The 7998-nt window shown below is 34.9% G+C and carries 8 protein-coding genes; 5 read left to right on the top strand and 3 right to left on the bottom strand.

The window, feature by feature from the left end; all coding sequences use genetic code 11:
- The 3 genes from DMP16_RS06540 to DMP16_RS06530 all read left to right on the top strand — a co-directional run.
- On the top strand, nt 1-877 hold an 877-nt coding region (locus DMP16_RS06540; RefSeq protein WP_143576996.1), incomplete at its 5' end, for an alkaline phosphatase family protein.
- A 312-nt stretch (nt 878-1189) separates the two neighbouring features.
- Nucleotides 1190-3154, top strand: a complete 1965-nt coding sequence (locus tag DMP16_RS06535) for a thermopsin family protease (RefSeq protein WP_143576995.1) — start codon at nt 1190-1192, stop codon at nt 3152-3154.
- Between the two features lie 103 nt (nt 3155-3257).
- Nucleotides 3258-3947 carry a hypothetical protein gene (locus DMP16_RS06530; protein ID WP_069284433.1) on the top strand — a complete coding sequence of 230 codons (690 nt, stop codon included), beginning with the start codon at nt 3258-3260 and terminating at the stop codon, nt 3945-3947.
- Between the two features lie 112 nt (nt 3948-4059).
- On the opposite strand, the gene DMP16_RS06525 is transcribed toward DMP16_RS06530, so the two are convergent.
- The 3 genes from DMP16_RS06525 to DMP16_RS10990 all read right to left on the bottom strand — a co-directional run bounded on the left by DMP16_RS06525 (nt 4060) and on the right by DMP16_RS10990 (nt 7046).
- Nucleotides 4060-4701 (bottom strand): hypothetical protein, encoded by a 642-nt coding sequence (locus DMP16_RS06525; RefSeq protein WP_069284434.1) that lies wholly within the window; start codon nt 4699-4701, stop codon nt 4060-4062.
- Between the two features lie 1075 nt (nt 4702-5776).
- Nucleotides 5777-6835: a hypothetical protein gene (locus DMP16_RS06520; RefSeq protein WP_069284435.1), complete on the bottom strand. Its 1059-nt coding sequence runs from the start codon at nt 6833-6835 to the stop codon at nt 5777-5779.
- A gap of 70 nt (nt 6836-6905) precedes the next feature.
- The gene (locus DMP16_RS10990) at nt 6906-7046 is read right to left on the bottom strand and encodes a hypothetical protein (RefSeq protein WP_185957831.1); all 141 of its coding nucleotides are present in this window, start codon (nt 7044-7046) and stop codon (nt 6906-6908) included.
- Between the two features lie 379 nt (nt 7047-7425).
- On the opposite strand from DMP16_RS10990, the gene DMP16_RS06515 reads away from it, so the two are divergent.
- Both DMP16_RS06515 and DMP16_RS06510 read left to right on the top strand, forming a co-directional pair.
- Nucleotides 7426-7665, top strand: coding sequence for a DNA polymerase II (locus tag DMP16_RS06515; protein ID WP_069284436.1), 240 nt, complete (start codon nt 7426-7428; stop codon nt 7663-7665).
- A 25-nt stretch (nt 7666-7690) separates the two neighbouring features.
- Nucleotides 7691-7963: a hypothetical protein gene (locus tag DMP16_RS06510; protein ID WP_255446822.1), complete on the top strand. Its 273-nt coding sequence runs from the start codon at nt 7691-7693 to the stop codon at nt 7961-7963.
- Nucleotides 7964-7998 lie beyond the last annotated feature (35 nt).

The following is a 7998-nucleotide window of genomic DNA, read 5'->3' as shown; positions in this document are numbered from 1 at the left end:
TTACGATTTAGCCAAGAGAGTACTCTCTAAACGGTTACCCGATTACGTAAATATAAATAAGATTCATTCCGTCTTTCCAACCATAACGATAACTGTCCTATCGACCCTATTCACAGCGACTCCACCTGGAGTTCACGGCATAATGGGGTGGAAGATATTCGATAAGAGGAGAGGTAGAATAATTGACCTATTGAAGGAGAAGTCGTACAAAATTAATTTAGAGAGTTATTTGCCAAAGGAATCAGTAATCTTAACGAGCTATGAGGAAAATGTACTAAGGTTCACTAAGATGGTAAGTGGAGAACGTATGATAATACCATACTATTCACCTTGGGACGCTTTTACTCAGGCTTACAATTTAGCCCAAAACGATTCTCCCTTCATCTTCTTGTATCTACCATACGTTGACATGGTAAGCCACCACTTAGGACCTTACTCTGAGCATACGATAAGGGTTGCAAGGGAGGTAATGGACTTGACCTTTAAGTTAGCCAACGACGTAAAGGAGAAATACGATGTAATAGTCACTGCAGACCATGGTCATGTCCCTGTAAAGGGTTATGTAAGGGTGAGCGAGGAAATACTCAAGATAGTAGACTTTCCTCCTTTTGGAGGAGCTAGAAACTTGATGTTCATTTCTAAGAGAAACCCTAAGGAGTGGTTAGAGGAGAATTACGATATGGCCATATTTGATAAGGAAAAGTTGAAGAATATTTGCGGGGGAGATAACGTGCCAGACTTCGCTGGAGTTCCGTTAAGCAATATGGTATACGATTATTGGGATGATGAAGAGGAGAAGACGTACTTAGGATCTCATGGAGGTCTATCAAAAGAGGAAATTGAAATACCTCTGATAGTAATAAGTAAGAAAGGATAGCCCCTCGTTAATTTCACCCTTATCAAGAATAGGCTTAGAAAATTAGGAAAGTCCTTATAAGGCTGTGATGATAAAAATTTTTAAAAGCCAATTCTATACGCTGATAGCAGGTTATCCAAATCTCTAAGCTATCTCACATTAGAGAATTGATGGTTTACCCTAGAAGTCAGAAAATGGGAATAAGATACACTCTTTAAGTTAGGTAAGATGAAAAGTAATTCTATACAAAATATGAATTTTTCTACATTTATGTACGACAATACAGATAAACTTTAATATATAGTGTAAGGGTACTTTATAACCTAGAGTGTTATGAAATACTTATTTCTGTTGTTGATTATTATATTCAGCTATATACCAATAATAACTATTTCATCATCTAGCACAACCATAAACTATGTTATAAACGCAACTGAAAAAATCCCTTCGAATTATTATTTCTGTTATAGATTTTACGTGCCTAATACGTCTCCAAACGTAGCATTCGGGGTATATTATACAATTAGTAATACCAGCGTTATTACCGCAATATTAACCTCATCACAGTTTTTGGCTTTTAATCAGACTGGAAGTTTTTCAAAGGGTTATGTAACACTTCAAAATGGTACACTGAATTTTGACGGACTTCTCTTCACTCAAGGGACGTATTATCTAGTAGTCTACGCTTATCAGTCTAGTGCTAAAGTTCAGATTTTTTTAAATATTTCAAGTAACTTGCAAGAACAGAATAGCTCAACATTCGTAGGAGACTTCATCACAATTCCCCCTTATCAAAGTGAACTTATACGAATACATTACGAGACGATAGGCTCACCATTTAATTTGACAATTTTTGGAATATCGAACCAAACTGTCGTATATTCATTATATAATATTAATTCTAGCAATAGGCCGATACTGGTCTCACCCCCTACTACCGTAACTAACCTAGGCGTATCTCCGCTCACATATAATTACACACTAAGGGACTTATCTCCAGGAATTTACTACTTAACCATCGAAAATAATCACTCGACACCAGCACTAGTTTACTTTATGTATAAGGTATATCCTGAATATGTGAACCCATTCATTTACCCTATGCTTCGTAGCGGTGCTTATGCTCCCATGGGAATAGCTTCGTACGGTGTGATAAATCAGAGCGGTATCATCACCACATATACTGTTTTAACAAATAGTATTATAGGTTTTGGAAATATTACCTCTATATTAGCGTACAATACCTCAGCCCCTGAAGTGGGTGTATCTCCTTATGAAGCTAGCTTACAATTAAATGCTATGCTAGTAGTAGATTCTAATGGTTCGTTATATACTTATTGGCCCCAGAACGTACTAATATTTTTCACAAATCAGTCAGAAGTGGAACTTCACGACAACGTTCTGAACGTTACTGGAGATAACGCAACTCTAACTAATAATAGTATAACATCGCCTAACGGTTACGTTTATAATAATTATTATGGCAATTACCTTAATGCCCCAATTTTACCCTACCGCACTCCCTTTGCCTTTTACCTAATTCTGAACGAGTCAATTGTAGAGGGGCAGGGAGTACAAATTACAATGGCTATAGAGGTACTCCAGAACGGAAGTGTACTCAATAATCCAAGAGTCTATACCTTCGACACTATCTTAATTCACGATCCATTGGCTGAAGCTTCAGCCCTTGTAGTTTCTGGAAATGCCTATACGCCGGTAGGAGCACATAGCATTATAGGAAATTATTACGACGCTGAACTAGTCTTTGGAGGAGGAGGAAATGGAGAAATAACCACATTTAAGCAACTGTCGGCTGAACTAGGCTTATATTATTACAACGTAACAACTGGAAGTTACGTTCCGTTCCCCTCTTATTATAGTTTTGGTGCTGACACAGCTGAGGCTACTTATAATGTTCATGTGAATTATTTAGGAAATGGGTTAGTAACAGTGTCAACGGGTAAACTGGACTTAATGTATCTATCTACCCAAAGCAATTCATTTACAACAACCACTACTACAACAACACAGAGTACTTCTACGACTACTTCTACGACAACCACGACAACTACACAGAGTACTTCCTCTACTACGACCACGACAACTTCATCTACAACTGAAACCTCTGTTTCATCAAGTACAGAGAGTTCATCAATACATTCTATAATCAATTCTACTACATCAATAAATAGTACATCAACAAGTCCTCAAGCATCCTCGGAATTGGGTTTAGGTATTATTATTCTTCTCATAATAATCATAGTGGTAGCAATAGTGCTCCTGAGGAGAAGGCACTAAGCTTTTTACTCATAAATTAAAAAGAAAACTTTTTTAAGGTGGGGAAGAGGTCAGTAACTCACGTCAATTAAGTTTTATAAAGCTTTTTGAGAAGTTTAATTAAATGATAGTGAAAATAGGAAAGATTTCTAAGGATGAGGAGGAATATTATTTCGCTTACACTGGAAATAAGTGGAGGCAAGTGAAAGTCAAGGATAAGGTATGGCATTCCGTGAAGTCTATAAAATATTTAGAAGGGGAGTTAGATGAGCCTGAGGGGACTCTGATAAAGAGGATATTTAAAAGAGAAGGTAAGGTAGTTAGTATAACCTATCAAATCTATGATGGTGAGGAATTAAAAGATTTATCGTGTAAGCCTAAGCTTAACCTAGATAGTGGAGAGGTTATTAGTATATGTGAAGTAATAGTTAGAAATGAAAATGTTAGTGATAAAGTTTCCTTGACGATTTATAAATTAGATGATAAGTATTTCTTTGAGAGTAAAGAGGACATGATAAATTTCATAATCAATAAGAGAAAGAGGGAGGTTGAGGGTAAATTAGGCAATGAGTTGGTCAGATTGAGAGCTTCTATAAAGGTTGAGAGTAATAAAGCTTACCTCTTAAAATTCCAAAATAAGGAACTATGGGTTCCTAAAAGTATAGCTTATTTAAGGGAAAATAGTGAGGTAGAACTTCCTTATTGGTATGTTAAGAATAATGAGTTAGGAAAGGTTGAGGATATAGAGAGGAGGGTAAATGAGGAGATGAGAAGGTTCGAGAACGACTTAAATAGACTACTATTCGATTTATGAACAATTTAAATAGTTGTACCTCAGATAAACCCTCTTAAAGTAAAGACTTTACACAACAATTTTTTGAGGATTAGTGAGCTATCAAGATGGTTCAGCCTAATTTAAATCCTCGTTAAGTTCCCTCCTTTAGACCATTATAGAAGGATAATGTCTCTTCAATCCCTCTTTCCATTCCCAGTATGAAATCTTTGACAAAGGGTCTAATTGGCTTTCCTTTAAAACGTTCAATACACACAACGCCAGCAGGCAAAGGAACTAAAGGTGGATTACTTTTCTCCTTAACCCACTTAGTATAATCCTTCCAAGAATTAATTACACTATTATGTAGCCAAAATACTTTAATTCCTATCCTCAGTGGATAGAATCCAGTAGTTTCATCAGTGTATACATATTTTCTCAAAGCGTCTAACTCAACGTCAGTTATCACCCCAAAACTCAGTAACCCCAGCTCCTTTGCGAATACTAGAGAAATTAATATATTATCGTTTATATCACCTTCGCTATTGAAGTAAACTTGAACGTACTTATTAATCACACTAGTGTTGACACCCTTATACCTCACACTCCAGTACATATGCCCAATTTCTCCTTCAAAGGAATAAGTTAAATGATCTGCAATTTGTTTTAATCTGCCTGTAATATAACAAACTGAAAATTTATCGTCTACAATATAATTTAGAAAAACTTGCTTAGCTTCAAGGGAGAAAGAAAAGAGCTTAGAAAATCTATCCCTAGGAACTATCCACTTTGCCACATTTATATTCTTAAAGCAATCCTAATAAGTCTCCTCCTCGATAGTTAAACCCTCATACTTGTTAAGAGCATTATTTTGCTGACCCCTTTTCATTTTAACGGGTAAGGCTTCACCTATTTCTTAAAAGCTGATAGAAAGCCTTATTTATCTTTAAGACAAAAGAGAATCAGGGAGTGGCGGGTCAACTGCCACGCCCCCCTTCACGGGGGTTCTGCTCCCAAGCCGTTCATCATTCCCGCCAACCCCACCCGCCACTCCCCAATTCCTCTTCTATATATTCGAATACCTTTGTTATTATAGTATTACAATCGTCAATATTACAAAGTTAAGGAAGTGCTCATCATTTATGGCTAGAAGAGGTAAACTGTCAAGTTGTGGAGCTTTATTCACGTTGCCTTGCTTTTCTTAAGTTATTATAAGCTTAATACCATGAGGGTTATTTGCTCGCTAATGAGGATTCATGGTCAGCATTTTCATTATATGCGTTACGATTCTGGGCTAGTAGAATTCTTCATACCTTATGACTAGTCTCACATTTACGCAGTTTGTGGACAACAATTTGGTTGTTTTGATATAAATTGAATTTTCTTTATTGTGGAAAAGTATTTTTAGGGTTATTCATTGGGACTAGTAGATGAATCGGTTTGATTCCCTAACACTCACCTAACCCATTAAGAAACAAAATAACGAGATGGCTAAAAAATATTCTTCAATACAATTTACTCTAAATCTATTGGCATAAGTTGGAATAAAATTTTATGGGGGTGGATGAAATTGTTGTCCACACACGGAACTATCCACTCTGTCACATTTATATTCTTAAAGCAATCCTAATAAGTTTCCTCCTCGCTCGTGAAACCTTCCTAAAAACTTTTTAGTGCTTTATAACAAGTCTTGCCAATTTAATGAAGAGTATTCTCTTGCTAATTATAGAACAATTTTCCTCTGTCTTGTACCATATTTCAGATTAGAAGAAATCTAACCTCCTTCCCGCCAGAGAGGCTTTACATCACTTTGTAAATGCCAATAAACCGTGAAGAAGTTTAATAAGAATTATAGGTCTCTTCAATATTTTTCATTCTCGTTTAAGGACATTAACTAAGGCTTTTTTCATATTATTCATCATTTCCTCTAACGATATTTCCCATTTACCATCCTTAGAGAAGTGCTCATAAGGTAGAGATGCAGTAACTGTATACTCTCTAAACGGATTCAATGGATGAATGAAAACATCGTAAGTAAAGTCGTAATCATAAGATAACTTGTTTATAAAGGAGAGTATATCTAATAAAACGTGATTTTGACCTACCACTAATGCGTAAATCTTATCGTTATGTAAGTATGATATTCTCATTAGTGTGGGTATCCTAGTTAACTCCTTTGCTACTTCCTTTTTTACAGTGTTCATTATTAACGTTATTCTGTAGTCATATTTTCCTATATATACGTAAAATGCATCTATTAGGCTTTTTCCAATTACGTGATCATAATAGTGATTCTTCACCTCATCTACGCTTATACCTAATGCTTTTGCTATTTGCTCAAAAGTTAAGTTTACCCCCTCTTGCCTTTTTCCTATCATCACAACATCGTACCAGTCAGGTTTAAAATCATCCTCTAAATATCTCAAATAAATGGGCTCTCTAGGCTTGTCAAGTATGAAGTTATCATAAAACTTTAGCTCATTAAAATTAAACTTTTCATAATTTATAGAGTAAACTTCTCTCTCATACTCCATATAAACCTTGTAATCATTTATTAGTCCAGCCTCATCTCGCAAATAATCTAAGATCTGTATAAATGCCCACTTTCCACTAGGAAACAATATATCGAGTATTACCTTATTTGCAACTACTACATCTCTTAAGATACCAATTGGGAAACCATTTAGCAAATAGTAAAAATCTACTAAATTTAATTTCCTATTTAAATCAATTACTGTGTGGTAGAAGGTTAACCCAATTCTTTTAAAATTCGGTGATGGAGATACACGTACCTTTTTCTCTTCTAAAAAATTTATATAATCTTCAACATTTTTTACTCCACTTAACTCTTTGAGTAATTCAATGTTATCATAACCAAAATGTTCGATCAGATGAATGATGGCAGTAAGTTTACTATTGTCGATAATCATAGTATAAAAGAAGATAGGTATACTTAGTTAAAAAACTCTCGTATAAGATTTTGAAAAATATTTAATGAGCTCAACCTGTAGCTGGATCTGTTGATAGACCAGCGTGTACTATGTGTAGTGCTGCTAGAATTAATGGTAGAGATGCCGCTGTTACTATTATTGCTGTTCTTACAAATTGACTTGAAATTAGGACTTGTGTGTTTATTTTCATGGAGATCAATAGCCTAGATCCTTTAACACCCCTTAAACCTTTAAGTTAGACTAAAATAATGCTTTAATATGATAAAAAAATGGTATAAGGTTAACATGACATTGAACAAATTTTTATATAGAACCTTTAAACCTTAAATAATTTTCATCAGAGTACGGCTTATTTATTTGGTATTACGAAGTTGAATCAACACTTTAAAAGTACTTTCATAATATTCTTTTATGGAAAGTTTAAAAGTTTATTTTAGTCAAATTCTATATAATTCTCTACACATAGTATGTAATATCATTATAAACCATACTTATACAAAAATTTTTTAAAGAATACTTTCGGTCAACTCTCTCAAAACTTATTAGGTAGATTTTCCATATATTTATACATGGGAAGAACACAGCCATCGTTTACTAAAGTGATTGATGATGAGTTAAATAAGTTATCTAGACTCTCTAAGAGATTAAGTTACCCTTGCTTTGATGAAGTGATCTTAGAAGCCTCTAAGAGGATTAGATATTTCCAGAGCGCTTTATATGATGAAGTATCCGACCCACAAGAAATCGTTTTTCTAGCGATCATCTCAGTATTGGCTGAGAGAGTATGTAATAAGAGTGATGAAGTCTGATACGTTCACAAGACGGGGGTTTGTAATGGAAGGCTACGTGGTTGATGCCGTTCCATCTTATAATAGCGTTGAGCTAGTTTTAGATAACTTCAGAAGGGTTAAGGTGAAAACAACTTTCCCGATTTATGTTATGACTGATAATCCCGAGAGGATAACTGAACATCCATCGGTAATAAGTTATGAGGAAGAGATTTGGAGGGATTTGAGTGGTAAGGAAGTAAAGTTATATAGGTTTGAGTTAACTGACCTGAACGCTTATTATTACATAAGAAAGAGGGTTAAAAGATTTATCGTGTAAGCCTAAGCTTAACCTAGATAGTGGAGAGGTTATTA

The sequence above is a fragment of the Sulfolobus sp. B1 genome (genome assembly GCF_007050195.1).
Taxonomy (GTDB): Archaea; Thermoproteota; Thermoprotei_A; order Sulfolobales; family Sulfolobaceae; genus Saccharolobus.
Note: the sequence above shows the minus strand (reverse complement) of the source record. Positions and strands in the feature narration are given on the sequence as shown.

Excerpts from the sequence above, each read along its gene's own strand:
- DMP16_RS10990 (WP_185957831.1), bottom strand. The coding sequence starts at position 7,046 with ATGAAAATAAACACACAAGTCCTAATTTCAAGTCAATTTGTAAGAACA.
- DMP16_RS06515 (WP_069284436.1), top strand. The coding sequence starts at position 7,426 with ATGGGAAGAACACAGCCATCGTTTACTAAAGTGATTGATGATGAGTTA.
- DMP16_RS06535 (WP_143576995.1), top strand. The coding sequence starts at position 1,190 with ATGAAATACTTATTTCTGTTGTTGATTATTATATTCAGCTATATACCA.
- DMP16_RS06530 (WP_069284433.1), top strand. The coding sequence starts at position 3,258 with ATGATAGTGAAAATAGGAAAGATTTCTAAGGATGAGGAGGAATATTAT.
- DMP16_RS06520 (WP_069284435.1), bottom strand. The coding sequence starts at position 6,835 with ATGATTATCGACAATAGTAAACTTACTGCCATCATTCATCTGATCGAA.
- DMP16_RS06510 (WP_255446822.1), top strand. The coding sequence starts at position 7,691 with ATGGAAGGCTACGTGGTTGATGCCGTTCCATCTTATAATAGCGTTGAG.